This is a genomic window from Sporosarcina sp. P26b (assembly GCF_002743245.1).
Taxonomy (GTDB): Bacteria; Bacillota; Bacilli; order Bacillales_A; family Planococcaceae; genus Sporosarcina; species Sporosarcina ureae_C.
The window spans coordinates 44,937-66,570 of the sequence record NZ_PDYW01000011.1 but is presented as its reverse complement, the minus strand read 5'-3'; the positions used below and the strand labels follow the sequence as shown (position 1 = coordinate 66,570).

19 protein-coding genes are annotated in these 21,634 nt (G+C 41.2%); 8 read left to right on the top strand and 11 right to left on the bottom strand.

Annotated elements, in window-relative coordinates; all coding sequences use genetic code 11:
• Window positions 1-278 precede the first annotated feature (278 nt).
• Window positions 279-452 carry a hypothetical protein gene (locus tag CSV69_RS16845; RefSeq protein ID WP_158232655.1) on the bottom strand — a complete coding sequence of 58 codons (174 nt, stop codon included), beginning with the start codon at window positions 450-452 and terminating at the stop codon, window positions 279-281.
• A 184-nt stretch (window positions 453-636) separates the two neighbouring features.
• Between CSV69_RS16845 and CSV69_RS11080 the strand changes: the two genes are divergently transcribed.
• Complete coding sequence (locus CSV69_RS11080) at window positions 637-2,370, top strand: AAA family ATPase (protein ID WP_085427088.1); 1,734 nt, start codon at window positions 637-639, stop codon at window positions 2,368-2,370.
• Between the two features lie 138 nt (window positions 2,371-2,508).
• Here the strand turns inward: CSV69_RS11080 and CSV69_RS11075 are convergent, their stop codons facing one another.
• On the bottom strand, window positions 2,509-3,828 hold the full coding sequence (locus CSV69_RS11075; RefSeq protein ID WP_099693428.1) for a cytochrome P450: 1,320 nt from the start codon (window positions 3,826-3,828) through the stop codon (window positions 2,509-2,511).
• 95 nt (window positions 3,829-3,923) lie between these two features.
• Between CSV69_RS11075 and CSV69_RS11070 the strand changes: the two genes are divergently transcribed.
• Window positions 3,924-4,079: a DUF1540 domain-containing protein gene (locus tag CSV69_RS11070; protein ID WP_085427090.1), complete on the top strand. Its 156-nt coding sequence runs from the start codon at window positions 3,924-3,926 to the stop codon at window positions 4,077-4,079.
• Window positions 4,080-4,121: 42 nt separating this feature from the next.
• On the opposite strand, the gene CSV69_RS11065 is transcribed toward CSV69_RS11070, so the two are convergent.
• Entirely contained in the window at window positions 4,122-5,012 is an 891-nt protein-coding gene (locus CSV69_RS11065) for a DMT family transporter (protein ID WP_099693427.1), read from the bottom strand.
• Between the two features lie 42 nt (window positions 5,013-5,054).
• Window positions 5,055-5,462: a PaaI family thioesterase gene (locus tag CSV69_RS11060; protein ID WP_085427092.1), complete on the bottom strand. Its 408-nt coding sequence runs from the start codon at window positions 5,460-5,462 to the stop codon at window positions 5,055-5,057.
• 383 nt (window positions 5,463-5,845) lie between these two features.
• On the opposite strand from CSV69_RS11060, the gene speD reads away from it, so the two are divergent.
• The 6 genes from speD to nspC are packed head-to-tail and all read left to right on the top strand — an operon-like array spanning window position 5,846 to window position 12,199.
• Window positions 5,846-6,670, top strand: coding sequence for an adenosylmethionine decarboxylase (gene speD / locus CSV69_RS11055; protein ID WP_085427093.1), 825 nt, complete (start codon window positions 5,846-5,848; stop codon window positions 6,668-6,670).
• On the top strand, window positions 6,651-8,135 hold the full coding sequence (locus CSV69_RS11050) for an aminotransferase class I/II-fold pyridoxal phosphate-dependent enzyme (RefSeq protein ID WP_369823954.1): 1,485 nt from the start codon (window positions 6,651-6,653) through the stop codon (window positions 8,133-8,135). Before speD ends, CSV69_RS11050 begins: the two co-directional genes overlap by 20 nt.
• Window positions 8,135-8,986 carry a polyamine aminopropyltransferase gene (speE, locus tag CSV69_RS11045; RefSeq protein WP_099693426.1) on the top strand — a complete coding sequence of 284 codons (852 nt, stop codon included), beginning with the start codon at window positions 8,135-8,137 and terminating at the stop codon, window positions 8,984-8,986. Before CSV69_RS11050 ends, speE begins: the two co-directional genes overlap by 1 nt.
• Complete coding sequence (gene speB / locus CSV69_RS11040; protein WP_199170415.1) at window positions 8,976-9,836, top strand: agmatinase; 861 nt, start codon at window positions 8,976-8,978, stop codon at window positions 9,834-9,836. Before speE ends, speB begins: the two co-directional genes overlap by 11 nt.
• Before the next feature lie 16 nt (window positions 9,837-9,852).
• A complete protein-coding gene (locus CSV69_RS11035) occupies window positions 9,853-11,052 on the top strand; it encodes a saccharopine dehydrogenase family protein (RefSeq protein ID WP_085427095.1) in 1,200 nt (399 codons plus the stop codon).
• Window positions 11,053-11,062: 10 nt separating this feature from the next.
• A complete protein-coding gene (gene nspC, locus CSV69_RS11030) occupies window positions 11,063-12,199 on the top strand; it encodes a carboxynorspermidine decarboxylase (protein WP_199170414.1) in 1,137 nt (378 codons plus the stop codon).
• Window positions 12,200-12,491: 292 nt separating this feature from the next.
• Here the strand turns inward: nspC and cax are convergent, their stop codons facing one another.
• From cax to CSV69_RS10995, 7 genes are all read right to left on the bottom strand, one after another.
• Window positions 12,492-13,538: a calcium/proton exchanger gene (gene cax, locus CSV69_RS11025; RefSeq protein ID WP_369823955.1), complete on the bottom strand. Its 1,047-nt coding sequence runs from the start codon at window positions 13,536-13,538 to the stop codon at window positions 12,492-12,494.
• A gap of 223 nt (window positions 13,539-13,761) precedes the next feature.
• Complete coding sequence (gene nikC / locus CSV69_RS11020) at window positions 13,762-14,658, bottom strand: nickel transporter permease (RefSeq protein ID WP_085427097.1); 897 nt, start codon at window positions 14,656-14,658, stop codon at window positions 13,762-13,764.
• Between the two features lie 17 nt (window positions 14,659-14,675).
• Complete coding sequence (locus tag CSV69_RS11015) at window positions 14,676-15,707, bottom strand: ABC transporter permease (RefSeq protein WP_369823342.1); 1,032 nt, start codon at window positions 15,705-15,707, stop codon at window positions 14,676-14,678.
• 67 nt (window positions 15,708-15,774) lie between these two features.
• On the bottom strand, window positions 15,775-17,403 hold the full coding sequence (locus CSV69_RS11010) for an ABC transporter substrate-binding protein (RefSeq protein WP_085427099.1): 1,629 nt from the start codon (window positions 17,401-17,403) through the stop codon (window positions 15,775-15,777).
• Window positions 17,400-18,419 (bottom strand): ABC transporter ATP-binding protein, encoded by a 1,020-nt coding sequence (locus CSV69_RS11005; protein ID WP_085427100.1) that lies wholly within the window; start codon window positions 18,417-18,419, stop codon window positions 17,400-17,402. The genes CSV69_RS11010 and CSV69_RS11005 overlap by 4 nt, the downstream gene beginning before the upstream one ends.
• Window positions 18,394-19,419, bottom strand: a complete 1,026-nt coding sequence (locus CSV69_RS11000) for an ABC transporter ATP-binding protein (RefSeq protein ID WP_085429003.1) — start codon at window positions 19,417-19,419, stop codon at window positions 18,394-18,396. The genes CSV69_RS11005 and CSV69_RS11000 overlap by 26 nt, the downstream gene beginning before the upstream one ends.
• Window positions 19,420-19,635: 216 nt before the next feature.
• Window positions 19,636-21,513 carry an alkaline phosphatase family protein gene (locus CSV69_RS10995; protein ID WP_158232654.1) on the bottom strand — a complete coding sequence of 626 codons (1,878 nt, stop codon included), beginning with the start codon at window positions 21,511-21,513 and terminating at the stop codon, window positions 19,636-19,638.
• Window positions 21,514-21,634 lie beyond the last annotated feature (121 nt).

Genomic DNA, 21,634 nt, shown 5'->3' with positions numbered 1-21,634 from the left:
TAAACCACAACCTGACATGGTAAGTACTTAGCAGCGCAGGCACAACTGCGGGGTAGGCCGTGGCCATGAGACAGCTAGCAGCTCCACCGCTAGTTGGCTCATGGCTGGAGGCAATCCCCCACGTGCCTGCGCGGCTCCAAAGCATGACATTCACTACTTTCAATGACTAAGTAAAACTCGAGCAACGATCCAATCTATCTCCTAATGACTTTGCTAAGACCAAAGAATAGTCCCACCCAGTCACTGGTTTTATCTACTATAAACCACAATCTAACTTGTCAACCACTTAGTAGCGCAGGCACAACTGCAGGGTAGGCCGTGGTCATGAGACAGCTAGCAGCTCCACCGCTAGTTGGCTCATGGCTGTAGGCAATCCCCCACGTGCCTGCGCGAGTCCAAGGCATGACCCTCACTACTTTCAATGAACAAGCCAAACTCGAGCCACGATCCAATCCACTCCTCCAATGCCTAAGCCCACTTCGAGCAACGCTCCCACCACCTAGGTCCATCGCCTATTTCTTAGGCACTTTCTATCACCGCCTTGAATTTGTAACTATTTATTCAGTTTATACACTATCCAAAACTACTATTTCTGAGTATAATTTAGGTAATTCACAGAAGGAGCTGGAGCTGACCTTGAAGCCTATTTCGAAATTAGCATCTAAAATTTTAGTCATAGTCCTCTTTATCACGGCGATCGCTGCAGGAGTCACTTGGAACTACTTACAACCAACTGGAGGAAAAGAGATAACCTTTGCCCAGATGGAAAAATTAATAGCAGAACAATCAGGTGGTAGTGTTTTATTGAATGAAACGGCTGACGGGAAGTTATCTGTTACTGTGGATAACACTACTTACAGCACAATGGTCCGTCCGCAAAGTACACTAGTAGACGACTTAGTACAAAAATATAATGTGTCTTATCAATACAAAGCAGCAAGTTCAGCTAGTGGCTGGATTTTCGGAGGGCTAGTATTAGCTGCCCTACTAACACTGTTTATCCTTCACAAAAAAGGGAAACTCAATATTGGTGCATCGGGTATGAAGCATCAAGCCTCAAAAGCTACTCCTCTTCCGGATATTACAATGAATGACATTGGCGGAATCCCTGAAGAAATGAAAGAGGAAATTCTTCAGACATTAGAAGTATTTAAAAATCCAGGAGTTGCGAAAGATATGGGCATTGCATTGCCTCAAGGGATTTTACTGTACGGACCTCCTGGAACAGGTAAAACATTACTGGCCCAAGCTATCGCAAATGAAATAGGCGCGCTTTTCTATTCTTCAAGTGGTGCAGCTTTCACCGAACTATTTGTCGGAGTCGGCGCTTCACGTGTACGTACACTTTTTCAAAATGCCCGTAAACAAGGTCCTGCCGTTATCTTTATAGATGAAGTAGATGCATTGGCTGGTAAACGAAAAGAGCACGGCGGTGAAGAATCTGAGAAGACATTGACGGAATTACTCGTTCAACTCGACGGCGGTAATGATAACGATGGAATCTTATTCATTGCGGCGACAAACAGAAAAGATATGTTGGATGATGCATTCTTGCGTCCTGGACGTATTGACTTCACATTCAACGTTCAACTACCAGATACTAAAGGACGTCGTGAAATTATCGACATTCATACTAACGGCAAAGGGTTAGCTGCAAATGTAGCAGCCTCTCTCGACACCTTAGCGGAAAGCACATCCGGCTTCTCTGGGGCAGAAATCAGTGGCTTGTTTGAAACAGCTAGTCGCCGTGCTATGAGAGAAGGACGTAAACTCATTGAAAAGCATGATTTAGATTTTGCAATTGATCGGACAATACTTGGAAATACAGCTCGTACGTTAAACGATCAGGAAACGAAACGCCGGGTAGCCATTCACGAATCGGGGCACGCTATAATAGCCGCTATCACTAAGCCGGGGTCTGTGAGAAAAGCAACCATCATTCCACGAGGGCAAGCTCTAGGCTATGTAGCCCCTATTCAGAAGGAGCTCCATCTATCGACAGCTAGTGAATTGCTTGATCAAGTTAGCATGATATTAGCGGGCGGTATTGCAGAACGTCTCTATTTAGGTGAACACAGCATTGGTGTGGGTGGCGACGTCGAACAAGCCAAAGAAATTCTTGAGCGTATGGTGAATACAGGACTGTTCCAAGAAGGTTTTTCATTGATTTTTAATAAAGCGGAAAAAGAAGAAAAAATGCAGATGTTATTTAATCAGGCTGCAAAAAAAACCGAAACCCTTATTAAAGAAAATGCTTATCAATTTGAGGAACTGGTCAACGCGCTTTATAAAGAAGAAACACTTGAAGGTGACGAAGTACAGCGTATCGTTGAGTTGCCAACTCCAAAAGAAGCAGTAGTATTTATATAAAAAATCGAAAAAGAGAGGCCCTGAAAGTCATAACGGGGCCTCTCTTTTTTGTATGAGATCAAAGAATAGCTTTACAGATTAGAGTAATGACTTCTTCGACAGCTCTGTTTTTTTGTCCACTATGTGAGCACGGCAGGATCAATAACGACGTTTCTCCACTTCCATTGGCCACCCATTCTTAATTCGCAAAGAAATCAAAGGTTCTGGAACGGGTCCATGGTGTCGAATATTGCGTAACGAGAAATTCTTATAAAGTACTTTCAAAATAAGTGTCGCTTCAAGCATCGCGAATCTCGAACCGATACAACTACGTGAACCGCCACCGAATGGGAAATAGCTAAATGGCGAATACTTGTTACCTACCGCAAAACGATCAGGATCAAACAATTCAGGATTCGGGAACACTTTTTCATTTCGGTGAACTGCATACGGACAGATCATAAAAGTGCTTCCTTTTTTAAAAGACCTACCAAACATCTCAACAGGTTCGTCCAGTTCACGATAAATCAGCCAAGCGGGAGGATAAAGCCGCAAGCCCTCTTCAATAATTTGTTGTGTATACGGTAATTCCCGCATCCAATTGAACGGATTCCCTGTAAGTTTAGCTGTGGTCAGCTCTTCCAATAAACGTTTTTCCACTATTGGATGTCCTGCTATTTCTGCAATAATCCAACCTAATAAATTAGCCGTCGTCTCATGCCCAGCTAGTAACATCGTCATCATCTGATCGCGTACTTCCTTATCAGATAAACTATTTCCATCCTCGTCTGTTACCGCCATCATCATGCCGAGCAAGGAATCTTTGAACCACTCAGGATGCTCTTTTGCAGCAGCTAACACATCGTCAATCATAGCTTCAAGTGTTTGAATCGCTTCTTTATGCTTCAAATTCGCAGTAGTCGGAACAGAAGCAGGAATCATCACAGGACTAAATAAGATTTTGACACTTTGTTCTATCGTTGTCGTAACTGCATCCGCGAGCTTCTTCTCTTCTGCTGAAACATCTGTCGAAAACATTGTACGTGTAATGATCGATAGCGTCAGACGCATCATGACAGTATGTATATCGACTTCTTGTTCATGCTCTAAAAGTTCAACTACCTTTTCTGTTTCGTCGATGATTGCATAAGCATAGCGCTCCATTACATCTTTATAAAATGCAGGTTGAATATATTTTTTCTGCGTTGCATGACGCTCACTTTCCGTAGTCAGCAAACCTTCCCCCACTGTTCGTTGCAATACTGTCGTTGTTCTTCCTTTAATAAATGACTGATCTTGGCGTACTAAAATTTCACGAATAGCTTCTGGGCTGTTAACAACAAAAGTCGGAGAAATTCCTGTCTTCAATGAAATCATATCACCGAGCGGTTGAACACGTGTAAAGAATCTGATTGGATCACGCACGAATTCCAAGTAATTTTGTAAACGTGGTGTCGCAATATCTTGTACAGTAACCATAAACTCTCCTCCAAAGTTAACATAATGTACTACTTCCCCATCTCCTGTATGTACGCAGTGTTTCTGGATATGCTAAGAAAAAGGAGGTGGATCAATTGGCAAAAGACGTATTATGTGAAGTAACGAACTGTCATTTTTGGGAATCAGGTAATCAATGTGGTGCAGATGAAATCAAAGTGGTCTCGCGAAAAGGTAGAAAAGCGAAAGATATTGCCGAAACAGATTGCGGTACGTTCATTCCAAAAGGATGATCCACCAAGTAGCAGCCTCGCTTTTTATGCTTGGCTGCTTTTTCATTGTAAAACTGGACGTCTACGCATCGCTTCCCAGTTAACTGCAATAACACTTAGAACTGCAATCAACCCACCCAATGTAGATAATCCACTGGGTAGTTCTTGAAGCCATATCCAGGCAATGATAATGGCAACGACTGGTTCTATATAGAGTAAACTTGAAACCGCGCCCGCATCTGCAATCGACAGTGCAGTAGCCCAAGTCACATAAGCGATTGTTGCAGGAATAACTCCCATATAGATCGTTGATAATGTAGCTTCAAATGTAGCCCCTTGGATTTCATTGAAAAGACCGGGTGTGAAATAAAGAAACGGCAATGTACCTGCCCATGTGAAGTAAGCTGTCAATTCGACAGGCGTGTACTGTTTAAACAAAGGTTTTTGGAAGACGAAAAATATAGACGTGGAAATAACGGCTACTATTATAAACCATGCGCCTACTGAAACTTCTAGTGTGGCTTCTGAACTTCCTATCGTAATCAATGCCACACCCGACAAGCCGATTGCCATGCCATGCCAGCCCAATCGACTGATTTTTTCACTTAAGAAAATTACCGCGATAATAGAAGTGAAAATTGGTACTGTTGCGATGAACAGACCGGCAGTACCGGCCGATACGGTTTGCTCTCCGTATGTTAGACCAAAGTGATAAATACTAATTCCTGCAAAGCCGAGCAACATAATCTTCCATATATCTTGTTTTGCGGGTATACGAATTTTCGTTCCTGGCCATAGTGCATATAAAATAAATACTAGTGAAGCAACTAAAAACCGTGTCAACACCAAGTGCCCAGGAGAATAACCGCCTAGCAAGCTCACACGTATGGCCGCGAAACTTGAGCCCCATGCAATAACTGTAAACAAACCTAAGTAGAATGCTTTCTTATTCATATATGAACCTACCCTGTGGAGAAATCACATAACAAACATAACTCATTTCAACTTGAACGTAGCAGTACAATGAGCTACTAATTCATCTTTCTCATTGAATAACGTTCCTTCAACCAAAGCAGTTGAACGTGTCCTGTTGATCACAGCTGCTTTTGAATGCACCGCTTCTTGAACGACTGGTTTTAGAAACTGTGTTGTCATCTGAATGGTCATGACATCATTTGCACCCATCGAGCGGCAAAGCATTCCCATAGTCGTGTCAAGAATGGACATGTACATCCCACCATGAATAGTTCCGCGTACATTGTCATAGTGTTGACTATAAGGTAAATATAATTCCACATGTCCTGCTTCTAATTTTTGCGTTTGCAGACCTGCAAATTTCCAAAAAGGACTTGTCTCGAAATCTTGTCGAACTTGTTCCAAGTATTCCACTGTCGTATCGTTCATTTCATTACCTCCAAAAATGTAGTCTTTGTTCTTTATACCATATCGTAAAGACGATCTATCGACAATTCAAATCATTCTTCCTAACGATTTAAAGCAAATGTTTTTTTATTCTTTTCAATAAAAAGTATATATTTTTTATTCTTTTTCCTTTATAATGAAATCAATTTCATAAGTTTTTTAATTTAGGAAGAGTACCTGTGAGCATTATGCCAACCCAATCACCTGTTATGTAATGGAAGAGAGATCCCTCTTTTCTTATATCAACAAGCGAAACAGAGTAAAGGTCCCTCTCCAATCTGTCATGTTTGTATTATTTCATGTGGATTGGAGAGGGACTTTTTTATGTGAAAATGGTTTTTAAATATTTTATATAGAAAGGACGGATGTTTCGGTTGGAAAATAAGCTGAAGCTCTACGGCTTTAACAACCTCACCAAAACTCTTAGCTTCAACATTTACGATGTAAGCTATGCAAAAAGTAGAAGAGAGCAAAGTGAGTATATCGCCTATATAGATGAGCAATACAATTCAGAACGTTTAACGAAAATTCTCTACGATGTCACCGAAATGATTGGTGCACATGTTTTGAATGTCAGTAAACAAGATTACGATCCTCAAGGCGCAAGTGTAACGTTAATGATTTCAGAGGAAAAATTCCCTGCATCACAAATTGATCCTTCTTGTAATCAAGGCGCGATCCCCATCTTGCCAGATAAGGATTCCGTCGTCAGTCATTTAGATAAAAGTCACGTAACGGTTCATACGTATCCCGAGTATCATCCGGATAACTCTATTGCGACGTTTCGTGTAGATATAGATGTGTCAACGTGCGGAGAGATTTCTCCTTTGAACGCGCTTGACTACCTAATCGGAAGCTTTGACTCGGATATCATTACCGCTGATTATCGCGTGCGTGGATTTACACGTTCAGTCGACGGTAAGAAGTTATTTATGGATCATGCTATGACTTCCATTCAGGATTTTATTGATCAAAAGACGTTGGATAAATATGACGCAATCGACATCAATGTGTATCAAGCAAATATTTTCCACACGAAGCTACTCATTAAAGAAATCGATTTGCAGGATTACCTATTTAACAAAGATGTTTCAGAATTACCGCCAAAAGAACGCCTTCAAATCTCTCATAACTTGCGCAAAGAGATGATTGAAATCTATAGCGGCTCGAATGTCTATGAAAATGAGTGAGGAGAGACCATTGAAATTATCACAACATCGCGTTCCAATTATGGAAGCATTGCAGCAATATCAAGAAGCACGTGTCGTTCCTTTTGATGTTCCCGGTCACAAACACGGTCGAGGCAATAAGGAACTTGCCGATTTCCTCGGGGAGACTTGCTTACATCATGACGTGAATTCCATGAAACCTCTTGATAATTTATGTCACCCCGTTTCTGTCATACGTGAAGCAGAAGAACTGGCGGCAGACGCTTTTGGCGCGAAGCACGCCTTCTTGCTTGTGAATGGGACAACCTCTGCTGTCCAAGCAATGGTTATGACTGCTTGTAAAGCTGGAGAAAAAATCATTATGCCACGAAATGTCCATCGTAGTGCAATTAATGCCTTGATTTTAAGTGGCGCTATTCCTATCTATGTAAATCCTGGAGTGCAAGAAGAACTTGGCATTCCACTTGGCATGGCCGTAGATGAAGTAAAAAAAGCAATTGTGGATCATCCGGATGCTAAAGCGATTCTCATTAATAATCCTACCTATTATGGGATCTGCTCCAATCTGCAAGCCATTACCGATTTGGCACACGCACACGGGATGCTTGTATTAGTAGATGAAGCCCATGGAACGCACTTTTATTTCAACGATAAACTGCCAGCTTCCGCCATGTCTGTCGGCGCGGATATGGCCTCTATCAGCATGCATAAGTCTGGTGGGTCATTGACACAAAGCTCATTTCTATTGATAAATAATGAAGTAAGTGAAGGCTATACGCGACAGATCATTAACCTCACGCAAACAACGAGTGGATCATACCTCTTGATGTCATCACTGGATATTTCACGTAAAAACCTTGCGCTACACGGTCAAGAAATCTTCGGTAAGGTGATCGAAATGGCGCAGTATACGCGTGATGAAGTCAATAAAATCGGCGGCTACTATGCTTATTCCAAAGAGTTGATAAACGGCGATACCATTTATGACTTCGATGAATCTAAACTATCTATCCATACGAGACAAATAGGTCTGGCTGGCATTGAAGTGTATGATATTTTGCGTGACGAATACGATATTCAAATTGAATTCGGAGATGTAGCGAATCTCCTAGCTTATATTTCTGTCGGTGATCGGACACTTGATCTGGAACGATTGGTTGCGGCTTTAGCAGAAATCAATCGACGCTATAAGAAAGATCCAAGTTCATTATTCGATCATGAATATATCACTCCAGACATCGTCCAGTCGCCACAGCGTGCCTTTTATGCAGAGAAAGAATTGCTTTCATTAACTGAATCTTCAGGTCGCGTAGCAAGTGAATTCGTCATGTGCTATCCCCCAGGCATTCCGATCTTGGCACCTGGGGAACGCATCACTGATGAAATCATCGACTATATAGACTACTGCAAGGATAAAGGTTGTTTCCTGACAGGTACCGAGGATTCTAAAGTTGATTATATTAATGTAGTGAAGGAGGACGTCTGATGAATTTATGGTTTACCGAAGATCACTCACCACACATTCGTTTTTCCTTTCGCGTAGAAGAACATCTTTATACTGCGACAAGTGAATTTCAGAAAATTGATGTCTTCCAGACGACTGAGTTCGGTAGAATTTTGACACTTGATGGATATGTCATGGTGACGGAGAAAGACGAATTCATTTATCACGATATGATTGTTCATGTCCCAATGGCTACAAATCCTACAATCGAAAAAGTGTTAGTTATCGGTGCTGGTGATGGGGGTACCGTGCGGGAACTGACGCGCTATCCGACAATCAAACAAATTGATATGGTCGAAATAGATGAGCAAGTTGTACAAGTATGCCAGAAGTTTTTACCGCAAACCGCAGCACAACTTACTGATCCACGCGTTACACTGTATTTTGAAGACGGATTAAAATTCGTCCGCCAGCAAGAGAATGCGTACGATCTGATCATTGTTGATTCCACCGATCCATTCGGTCCCGGAGAAGGTCTTTTCACGAAGGAGTTTTATGGCAATTGCTATAAAGCACTAAACGAACAAGGTATTCTTGTGAATCAACATGAAAGTCCTTTCTATGCGGAAGACGCGCGCGGTATGCAACGTGCACATAAAAGCATTACAGGGTTCTTCCCCGTTTCAAAAGTCTATCAAGCACATATTCCCACGTATCCGTCTGGACATTGGTTATTCGGATTTGCTTCAAAGAAATATGATCCAATAGAAGACTTGGATTCAGATGCTTGGAATACAATTGGTTTACAAACAAAGTATTATAATCCCAAACTACATGTCGGCTCATTCGCCTTGCCGAACTATGTAAAGGAGTTACTGATTCATGCTGAATAAAAACATAGAAACATTTTTAGGTTTCGAAGGAGACTATGAAGATTCTTCATTCGTAATTTTCGGCGCTCCTTTTGATTCCACTACTTCTTTTCGTCCCGGAACGCGCTTTGCCAGTAAAGTGATGCGCAGTGAGTCTTTCGGTCTCGAAACGTATAGCCCCTATCAAGACGCAGATCTAACAGATTATGCATTGTTTGACGGAGGCGATCTAGAACTGAGTTTCGGGAATACGGAACGTGCACTGGAGCAAATTGAAGAATTCACTTCACTTGTTCTACATGACGGAAAAACGCCTTGCATGATCGGCGGCGAACATTTAGTTACTTTGGGTGCTGTACGTGCTGCAGCGAAAATGTATCCTGATCTGCATGTCATCCAATTCGATGCACACACTGACTTGCGCGATGATTATTTGGATCAACGCCTGTCTCACGCAACGGTTATTCGTAGAATCTGGGACTTGCTTGGAGACGATAAAATCTTCCAATATGGTATTCGTTCGGGAGACCGTCCTGAATTCGAGTGGGCGGCTAAGCAGCATGTGTTCATGAATAAATTTAATTTCGACGGCCTCGAAGACACAGTTAAGAAACTGCAAGGTAAACCCGTCTATTTGACGATTGACTTGGACGTACTGGATCCTTCCGTGTTTCCCGGAACCGGTACACCCGAAGCTGGCGGCGTAAGCTTTGTTGAACTGCTAAAAGCTATTTTGACAGTCAGCGGTTTGAATATCGTTGCTTGTGATATCAATGAATTGTCCCCTGTTTACGATCAAAGCGGCGCCTCAACTGCCGTGGCTTGTAAAGTGTTACGTGAATTAACGATTGCTATAAATAAAAATAACTAATTTGGTGGTGTCTTTAATGGGAAGAGCATTAATTATTGGAGCAGGCGGCGTAGCAAGTGTCGTCGTGCATAAGTGTTGTCAAGTACCAGATGTATTTGAAGAAATTTGTATTGCAAGCCGTACAAAGTCAAAATGTGATGCATTGAAAGAAAAGCTCGATGGTGGACGTACGAAAATTCAAACTGCACAAGTAGATGCAGATAATGTGCCTGAACTTGTTGCATTAATTAATGAATTCAAACCTGATATCGTCATCAACGTCGCACTACCTTATCAGGACTTGACGATCATGGATGCATGTCTTGAAACAAAAGTCGACTATCTAGATACAGCAAATTACGAGCCGCTTGATACAGCCAAGTTCGAATATAAATGGCAGTGGGCTTATAAAGAGAAGTTTGAAAAAGCAGGTATTACAGCACTGCTTGGTAGTGGTTTCGACCCTGGCGTAACTGGCGTATTCTCAGCTTACGCACTGAAGCATTATTTCGATGAAATCCATACAATCGATATCGTCGATGCAAACGCTGGCGATCACGGATATCCATTCGCAACTAACTTCAATCCAGAAATCAATATTCGTGAAATCACTGCAAACGGGCGTTACTACGAAAAGGGCGAGTTCATCGAAACAAAGCCTCTTGAAGTAAAACGCGTCTATGACTTACCTGAAATCGGTCCGAAAGACGTTTACTTGTTATACCATGAAGAACTGGAATCTTTGGCGAAAAACATTACAGGTGTCGAGAAAATCCGTTTCTGGATGACTTTCTCTGAAAAGTATTTGACGCATTTACGTGTATTAGAAAACGTTGGCATGACATCTATCGAACCTATTGAATTTAACGGTCAGCAAATAGTTCCACTTCAATTCCTAAAAGCTATATTACCGGATCCTGCTTCTCTTGGTCCGCGCACGAAAGGTAAAACGAACATCGGCTGTATTTATCAAGGTATAAAAGACGGCGAGCCGAAAACTTATTACGTCTACAATATTTGCGATCACCAGGAATGCTATCGAGAAGTAGGATCACAAGCAATTTCCTATACAACAGGTGTTCCAGCAATGATTGGCGCCATGATGATGTTAACAGGTAAATGGAAAAAGCCAGGTGTCTTCAATATTGAAGAATTCGACCCAGATCCATTCATGGAAGCATTGAATGAATATGGTTTGCCGTGGCATGAAGATTTCAATCCAACTCTGATTGACTGAGGTGAATATTATGAACTTTGATGTACATGCTGTCCCTTCGCCTAGTTATGTTGTGGAGGAAAAATTGCTTATCTCTAACTTAGAAAAGATGAAATCCATTATCGATCAAACAGGATGCAAGATCTTACTTGCACAAAAAGGATTTTCGATGTTTAACGTCTATCCTTTACTGGGGCAGTATTTGCATGGGGTGACTTCAAGTGGTTTGTTTGAAGCACGTCTCGGTTATGAAGAAATGGGGAAAGAAGTGCACACGTATGCCCCTGCCTTCCAAGAAGACGAATTTGATGAAATCCTTAGCTATTCCGATCATTTAGTATTTAATTCATTTGCGCAGTGGAAGAAGTTTAAGGATCGTGTTCAGAAGCACGACAAATCGATTGCATGTGGTATCCGAATCAATCCTGAGTACTCGGAAATTGAAGTCGACATGTATAACCCATGCTTCGATTACTCACGATTTGGTGTTACTTTAGAAAACTTTGAACCTGACGAACTTGATGGTATTAGTGGCCTACACTTCCATACGATGTGTGAACAAAACTCAGATACATTATGGCGGACAATCCAAATTATCGATGAAGAATTTGGTCCTTATTTAGAGAAGATGAAATGGATCAATTTCGGTGGCGGTCACCACATAACGCGTGCTGATTATGACATTGACGCATTGATTCGTAGCATTCGTTTCATGCAGGACAAGTATGGTCTTGAAGTGTACTTGGAGCCAGGCGAAGCTGTCGCATTGAACACAGGCTTCCTTGTCGCCACAGTACTTGATACCATGCAAAATGGTATGGACATTGCCATTCTCGATACATCAGCGGCTTGCCATATGCCAGACGTACTGGAGATGCCTTATCGACCAGAGATTATTGGAGCAGGCACGGCAAATGAAAAAGCCTATACATATCGATTAGGCGGCCCAACTTGTCTGGCTGGTGATGTAATTGGTGATTATTCATTCAATCAGCCGTTAAAGCCAGGCGATCGACTTGTATTCTGTGACATGGCACACTATTCCATGGTGAAGAACAATACGTTCAACGGAGTTAATCTTCCGTCCATCGTTCTTCATACGGTGGATAATGAAATTAATGTCGTGAAGCAATTTGGTTATGAGGATTTTAGGCAGCGCTTGTCTTAAAAGTAATGAGTGGGAAAAGCGAGAACAAGTTCCTAACTACTAATCAAAATTACATCATTTTCTATACTCCATTAAACTATTTCTTTTAAGACATAAAAACCCGATTCGCTGAAAAATGCGAATCGGGCTTTTACACTTTGATACAAATAAGTAATGCGTAAAAGTCTATATTACATCAAGATCTTATTAAGATTATTATTCAACTAAATGATACCTTTTATATTCCACTCAAGTTAGAATAGTAAAGATGCTTTCCTTCCCCTATCCCGCTCTTAAAACTACTACTCACCACTCACAGTAAGAAGAATCCAATACCCATGATTAGATAAGCTGAGAACAGCACGAGCCCTTCAAACCAGTTCGACTCGCCATCTTGACATATATTGACGACTAGCAAGGTGGCGGTAATCATGGCGATTAACTCTGGCCAAGTGAATACGAGCGGCATTGCAGTTGGCATCATCAAGGAAATCAGTACAAGAACCGGCGCTACAAACATTGCCACTTGCAATGTAGAACCAATCGCGATTTCAACTGAAATATCCATTTTATTCTTCATCGCCATCGTGATCGCTGATGAATGCTCTGCCGCATTTCCAACGATAGCAACAATGATGACACCGATAAATAACTCCGTCCAGCCAAACTTCTCACCTAACGTACCAAACGTATGCACTAGCTTCTCTGAAACAAATGCGACCGCTACTGTCGAAATCATCAATACTAATATAGCTTTCTTTTTCGTCCACTCTGGAACTTCATCCGTTTCGTGATCTTCAGAACCGTAAACACCACGGTGAGTAAATAATTTAAATACTAGGCCAGCTAAATAAATCAGAATAAGTATGATCGAAATACCAATACTTAGATGTAGTTCAGTTTTCGTATCCATCGTCATCGAAAATACTTCCGGAATCACGAATGCAACAACTATTGCAAACACTAGTAGCGCAGAGTTGAACCGTGCATCATAAATACTGAAATTCTGTCTTTTATGTTTCAGACCACCCGCGAAAAATGATAGCCCGAGAACTAATAATAAGTTTCCTAAAACAGAACCTGTCAACGATGCCAGTACGATTGCAATCAATCCGGCTTTTAACGTAAATATAGAAATGATAAGTTCTACCGCGTTACCGAATGTGGCATTTAACAAACCACCAATTCTTGGACCACTAACAATTGCCAAGCTTTCTGTAGCTCTTCCTATGAATGCAGCCAGAGCAACAATACTATAACAACATAGCGCAAACATCCATAAATCGGACCAATTCAAAAAAGACGCTAAAAACACTAAAGGTACACCAGTGAACGCCATTACAGTAAATACTTTATTCAGTGTCTCCACCTCGTTTCAAAATCAATTTGTTATCATCTTTCCCTTTTACTAGCGTAAATAAACTGGTTAAAAAATGGTTGATCATCGGAATGAAGATCAACCAAATAACTCGTACATAAATTACCGCTTATTCGTATTCAAAAAAGATGGAGGAGAGTCTGTAAATAAGACTCTCCTCCATCCACTATCATGATCTAGATTATATCCGTCAAAAAAATATAGCTTAACTTTTCATTTTGGGATCCAATGCATCACGTAAACCGTCACCCATGAGGTTAAATCCTAAAACTGTGAGCATTATGGCAACCCCAGGGAAAATCATTGTCCATGGAGCATTTTGCAGATAATCCTTAGAGTCAGCTAACATCTTCCCCCACTCTGGATAAGGGGCTTCCGCTCCTAGTCCTAGGAATCCAAGTGCTGCTGCTTCTAAGATAGCTGTAGCAACCGCCAATGTACCTTGAACGATAACAGGTGCCATTGAGTTAGGTAAAATATGCGAAAATAGGATTCTGAAATCTTTCATTCCAATTGCCTTTGCAGCTGTAATATACTCATCTTCTTTAATACTCAATACTTTAGACCGTATCAATCGTCCAAAGTTCGGTACGTTAATGATCGCAATTGCAATTAACGCGTTACGTAAACTTGGTCCTAGTACGGATACAATCGCAATTGCCAATAAAATAGAAGGGAATGCGAGCATAATATCGAATATCCTCGAAATAATGGTATCAATCCAGCGACCATAATAACCCGCGATAATTCCTAGGAAACTACCTACTACAATCGAACCTACTACCGAGAAAAATCCAACAGTTAGAGAAATTCGTGCACCGTGAATAATACGTGAGAAAATATCACGGCCGAAATCATCCGTACCGAACCAGTATTCTGACGAAGGAGGTTGCAGTCGATCTGTCATTAATTGTTCGTTGATGCCTTCTTTCGTGACAAGGGGTCCGAAGAGTGCGAGCAGTATAAAGAATATGACAATGACTGCGCCCACAACCGCCACTTTACTTTTACGAAAACCTACCCAAGCTTCCCGCCAAGGTCCTGTTGTTTTTTCTAATTCTGCTTCTACTACTCCATCTACCTTAGGCGTAAATTCTGACATGAACTGTTCCTCCTTCCTCAATCATACTTAATCCTCGGATCGATCAGTCCATACAATAGGTCGACGATGAGATTGATCATGACAAAGATAAATGCAACGATGAGTATACCTGATTGAATAACAGGATAATCTCTAAAGTTGATTGCGTCATAGATATAGCGTCCGATTCCAGGCCAAGCGAAGATTGTTTCCGTCAGAATAGCTCCACCGAGCAATAAACCTATCTGCAAACCAATAACTGTCAACACAGGAATGATCGCATTTTTCAACGCGTGCTTATATACTACCCAGAACATTTTCTGACCTTTTGCTCGCGCTGTACGAATATAGTCCGAACGCATAACTTCCAACATGCTCGAACGTGTCATTCGGGCGATAATCGCCATTGGAATGGTTGCGAGCGCTAGTCCAGGTAAGATCAAATGTTTAATAACTTCCCATAATTGATCAAACCTGCCCTGGATGAGCGTATCAATTATGTATAAATTGGTTATGGCGGATATAGGGTCCCGGACATTTTCACGTCCAGTTGTTGGCAACCATTGTAATTCGATCGCAAATGCCCACTGTCCCATTAATCCTAGCCAGAAGATCGGCATGGATACTCCAACTAGCGCTAGTACCATTGCTGAATAATCAAACCATGAGTTTTGGAACCAAGCAGAAATAATACCCGCGTTAATTCCTACAACGACCGCGATAATCATCGCAAATAATGCTAACTCTAATGTAGCTGCTAAATAAGGCCAAATTTCATCTGCCACAGGAAGGCGCGTACGCATGGATTCTCCTAAATCACCTTTAAAAATACCACCTAAATAACTGAAGTATTGTGTATACCACGGTTGATCAAGACCTAGCTTAATCGTCAAAGCTTCTACCGCTTCTTTAGTCGCTTGTTGTCCTAATATTACTTGTGCTGGATTACCAGGAATTGCACGAATCAACATAAAAACTAAAAATGTCATACCAAGCAGGACAGGAATCAGCTGTAAAAGCCTCTTAATCGTATAGTTGAACAACTCTTTCACCCCTCCGGCTCTTATCATTTATTAATCAAAGAAAGGGAGAATGCTAGCTTCTCCCTCTTCTTCGATCATACAATTTACTTGTAACTTATTTGAATTCTACATTTGATAACAAATCAGAACCCGTAGGATGTGGAACGAAACCAGTTAATTCTTTCTTACCGCCTAACAAAGGAATGGAGTGTGCAAGTGGTACCCAAGGCGCTTCTTCATGAAGAATTTCCTGAGCTTGCTTATACAACTCGATACGCTTGTCCTCATCTACTTCTGTTTGTGCTTCAATGAATAGCTTATGTGTTTCGTCGTTCTTGAAGTACGTGTAGTTATTGCTTCCGATATTATCTTCATCTAACAATACATATAGGAAGTTGTCCGCGTCACCGTTATCGCCAGTCCAACCTAGCATGAATGCATCTGCTTCTCCCTTGCTTGCTTTATCAAGGTAAGTTGCCCACTCATACGAAACGATTTTCGCTTTAATACCTACGTCAGCCAAGTTGCTTTGGATCGCTTCTGCTACTTTCTTGCCGTCCGGCATATATGGACGTGGAACCGGCATAGCCCATAGCTCCATTTCAAATCCATCTTCAAGACCTGCTTCTTTCAATAGTTCTTTCGCTTTTTCAGGATCATATGCATAATCTTCTACATCATCGTTATAACCTGAAATAGATGACGGCATAGCATTTTTCGCTACCTCTGCGCGTCCTTCAAAGAATGAATCAACGATTGATTGTTTATCGATAGCATAGTTCATTGCTTGACGAACTTCTTTTTTATCAAATGGCTCACGCGTTACTGTTAATCCAAGGTATCCTACGTTCATGGAAGGACGCTCGAACAACTGCAATGTATCATTGTCTTCAATCTTTAACCCATCAGCAGGATTGATTCCATCTGCCAAATCAATTTCACCAGATAGTAATGCGTTCAGGCGAGCAGAGTTATCCGGAATTGCTTGGAAAATGATGCGATCCAATTTCGGTAATCCTTCTTGCCAATATTCTTCGTTCTTTTCAATTGTAATTGTCTCATTTGGCTTCCACTCGACAAACTTGAATGGACCTGTTCCTACTGGATTACGCTCATACTCATCATTGCCCTTTTCGAAAGCTTCTGGACTAGAGATAGCGAACATACTCATCGCAAGGTTTTTCAAGAATGGTGCTTGCGGGCGCTTCAAAGTAATAATCACTGTGGATTCTCCATCTGCTTTAACAGATTCAATTACGTGATCTTCATCGTCTTTAAACCCACCGAACATAGAGTTATAGTATGGGAATGTATCTGAATCTCCATTAGCCCAACGCTCAAAGTTCTTCACAACAGCTTCTGCATTAAAGTCTGTGCCATCATGAAACTTTACGCCTTCTTCTAATTGGAATGTATACGTCAATCCATCTTCACTTGTATCATATTCTTTTGCAAGACCGGGTTGAACCGTTGTATCTTGCTCCCCAAAGTTTAATAACGTTTCGAATAAATTCACTGTAACTTTAAAAGTTTCCCCTTCTGTTACACGGGATGGGTCAAGAGATGTTGAATCTCCACCTCGTCCAAATACTAACGTCTTGTTTTCACTGCCGCCTTTATCTGCAGTGTCTTTGTCTTTGTCCCCACTACCTTCTTTGTCATCGCCGCCTGAACAAGCTGCCAGTGCAGTCGATAAGACAAGAAGCATGATCAACGCGAACGACCACAATTTCCCTTTTCTCATACAGATCCCTCCAATTGTTTTTTTCTTTCTATATCATCGTTGCCTTCATCCGTATACAGATGGCAAGCAACAGAATGACCAGTATTCTCCTCTGCTAACACAGGGGTTACTTTCGTACACACATCCATTTTGAACGGACAGCGAGTGTGAAATGCACAACCACTTGGAGGATTCGCCGGGCTAGGCATGTCCCCTTCAATAATGATTTGCTCCTTTTTGTAATTTGGATCTGGTACAGGAACCGCAGACAACAAAGCTTGTGTGTAGGGATGGAGTGGGTTTGCATAGAGCTCTTCACTTTTCGTAATCTCTACGATTTTCCCTAAGTACATAACTGCTACACGATCACTAATGTGACGTACAACACCGAGATCATGTGCAATAAAGATATACGTTAAGTTAAATTCTTTTTGTAAGTCTTGCATTAAGTTCAGAACTTGCGCCTGAATCGATACGTCAAGCGCAGATACCGGCTCATCTGCAATAATCAATTTAGGATTCGTCATTAATGCTCGAGCAATTCCGATACGCTGACGTTGCCCTCCACTAAATTGATGAGGGTAGCGCTTAGCATGATATTCACTTAAACCAACAATTTTTAAGAACTCCACAACCTTTTTACGACGTTCTTTTGCATTGTGACCTCCATGGACAATCAATGGCTCTTCCAAAATCTTTCCGATTGTATGCCGTGGATTCAATGAAGCGTAAGGATCTTGAAAGACCATTTGGATATCTCTACGAATCTTACGTACTTCATTAGCAGGTAGTTTAGCTAGATCTCTGCCCTGAAATTCCACTATTCCCTCTGTAGGTTCAAGTAACTGCATAATCGTTCGACCAGTCGTCGATTTACCGCAACCACTTTCCCCTACAATTCCAAGCGTCTCGCCTTCATTGACATAAAAGGAAATATCATCAATCGCCTTGACGTGACCAACTGTTTTACCAATTAATCCTTTACGAATGGGAAAGTACTTTTTTAACCCTTCAACTTTTAGCAGCGGTTTGCTCATTTGCACTCGTCACTCCTTCTTGCTCGTCATATAAGAAGCATCTAGTTTGATGATTTTCAGAGTTTCGGTACAATTCCGGCGTTTCTACCCAGCATCTTGAGAAAGCGCTTTCACATCTTGCTGCGAATCTACAACCCGTCTCAATGGATCCGGGTTTCGGCACATTGCCTGGAATGGAATAAAGACGGTCTCTTTTATCCCGCATATCTGGAACAGATTGAATCAATCCGCGAGTATATGGATGACAAGGATTTTCAAAAATCGCATGAGTTGGTGCTTCCTCAATAACTTGCCCTGCATACATAACTACGACGCGTTCACAAGTCTCAGCCACTACCCCCAAATCATGCGTAATAAGTAGGATCGCTGTATTCATACGTTCATTTAGATCCCGCATTAATTTCAGGATTTGCGCTTGGATGGTTACATCAAGTGCTGTTGTAGGCTCATCTGCAATAAGAACTTTTGGATCGCAGACAAGTGCCATAGCAATCATGACACGCTGTCGCATACCACCTGATAGCTGATGAGGATATTCTTTCATAATTTCTTCAGAGCGAGGCAATCCGACTAATTTTAACATTTCAACTGCCCGTTCCTTGATTTGCTTTTTTGACCACTTTTTCTGATGAAGGGAAATTGCTTCAGACATCTGATTACCTATTGTGAAAAGAGGGTTAAGTGAAGTCATAGGCTCCTGAAAAATCATCGCGACATCGTTTCCGCGAATCCCTCTCATTTCCTTCTCCGATTTTTTTAGGAGGTCCTGACCTTCAAATAAGATTTCTCCTCCAGTGATTTTCCCGGGCGGACTTGGCACCAACTGCATGATAGATAAAGAGGTTACACTCTTCCCACAGCCAGATTCCCCAACAATCCCTAAGACCTCTCCTTCTCTCACATAAAAGTCCACATGATCTACTGCTGGAATTTCTCCCGAATCCGTGAAAAAGGTCGTTTGCAAATCTTTAACTTCAAGTAATTTCTTTCTTTCGTTCATTTGCTCACCTATTTCCTTTTTCTGAAATAACTCATTAATCATTATTATACTTTTATTCTGATTAAACGCAAGAAACTTTTTTTATAAAATAATATATTAAGAGAATGTAGTAATAAAAAAAGAAGTACGTTAGGAAAGTTGATACCTACGCACTTCTTAAAAAAATTCAGTTTTTCTAATGCTATGCTTACTCTTTTAACAGCATAATTATTTCCCTTACCAAATAGCTTGACCGTCTACAAATTCTGGCGCTTCTAAATCTAGAAGTTTGTATAGACTTGGTGCAATATCAGTCATCGTTATTCTTTCACTAATTTCCCCACTGGTAATCTTAGGACCTGTTGCAAATAGAATAGGACGTAATGGCATACGCTCAGGATTACCACCATGACTCCCCAATTCTTGGGTTGGTTCGACAGCAATTTTCGCGTCTTTTCCCATCAAGTATCCTGGAGCAGCAGACAGGAATACATCACCACTATTATCATTATTAAATGTTACATACTCTTCTTGTTCTTCTGTCCAAACTGCTTCATACGGCGAAGTTTCGATTTCTTTCTGTTTAGATAAGACTGAAGGTGCCGGGTAAGTATAGGCTAGGTCCGCTTTACCAGTGAGCCAACGCAAAATAGGATGAGCCACTTTTTCAGGATCTTGTGAAAGGGCAGAAAAAACGGTCTTATCGGTAAAGACGGATACAATTTCATTCTTTACTCGTTCGTATTCCTCTTCTTTTACAATTCCTTTTTTCTCTCTACCTTTGAGATTTACATACACATGCGCAATCGTTCCACTCGCTTCCGCATACGCTTTTGTCTTAGATGTATCTACATTTCCTTTTTCATCTGTTACAAGCAGTCCGGCTTTCTCAAGCTCTTTATTCGGTGAAAGCCTCGTATGAATTGGTTCTAAGCCATGATCCGAAACAATCAACAAGTGATCTTCAGGGTTAAGATTATTTTTGATTCGCCCAATGGCTCGGTCCGCTTCCCCAAATGCCCAGCTAACATATTTCTCTTTTTCCAACACATTCGATAATTCATATCCTGGTTGGGCAGGTTCTCTCAATAAAAAGTTATGCAGTTCAGTATCTACGACTGGATAATAATAAAATAATAAGTCTGGTTGATAGTGATCTTTAATATATAAGCTGACATCCGTCACCCAATTTGCGAAACGTTCGCCTACTTGCTCATATTCTTCTCTTGTAATATCTCCATTTTTGAAAGCGTCTATCTCATCAGCCGCGGGATAAAATCCGAATTCTGATTTAATCTCGTTCGTGAATTGGTCTGGCCCTTTGTAAAGCCCTCCCATTACGGTACCCTGAAATAACTGTAGCTTCTCTTTATCTTCAGGATCCCCTTTTAGTTTTATATAAAATCCTGCACTATCGAAGTCTGGTAGGTCTAGCACGACACTGATCCAGTCATTTGCTGATACTTTTTCTCCTATTTCTTTAGGGTCCATTGAAATATAAAGCTCCGTTTTTTCCTCATCTGTTCGCAACACATATAATTGTTGGGATGGTGAGTTTTTTATATCTAATGTAATCACCGCTTCTTCCACTTCTGTTGTCGTGGTTGCAGTTAATTGTTTAACACGTTGATCTTCTATAGATGAAAATTTTAAATTATGAAGTTTCGAATCCGCTAAGGTCCCTCCTGAATACACAGCGTACGTAGCAGCAGAAGCATTTTCAGGATTTGAATCCGGGAAAGAGACCGTCGCTGTTACTTTCCCTTGATTTTTCGCTTCTTTCCATATAGGTGTAACGCCTAACGTTTGTGCAAATCCGCTTTGATCATCTTTTACTGTTTCACCTGACGAGTGGAACTGATTACTAACAATACCCGTCTTGGAAGGTGCTGCACCACTTGCCATTGTGGCATGTGATGGCGCGGTTAGTGATGGTGTAACTGTTATGAAATCCGTCGCATAAGCAGCCTCTTTTTGAAATCCCTCTAAATTCACCATGATTCCTTTATCTATATATCTCTGTGCGTCTTGATAACCCAATCCATCAAATGACACAACACTAATTGTGCCGGTTGATTGTGCTGCTTGAACAGACGAAGAGGTAGTAGTAGTCATGCTACATAAAATTATAGTTACAAAAATAAACAGTGGCTTAAACATTTGTCATCCCTCGCTTTGTAGAACTATTCCCTTCCTAAAATCATGTAAACTTGCTAACTACAAATATGCACTAAAA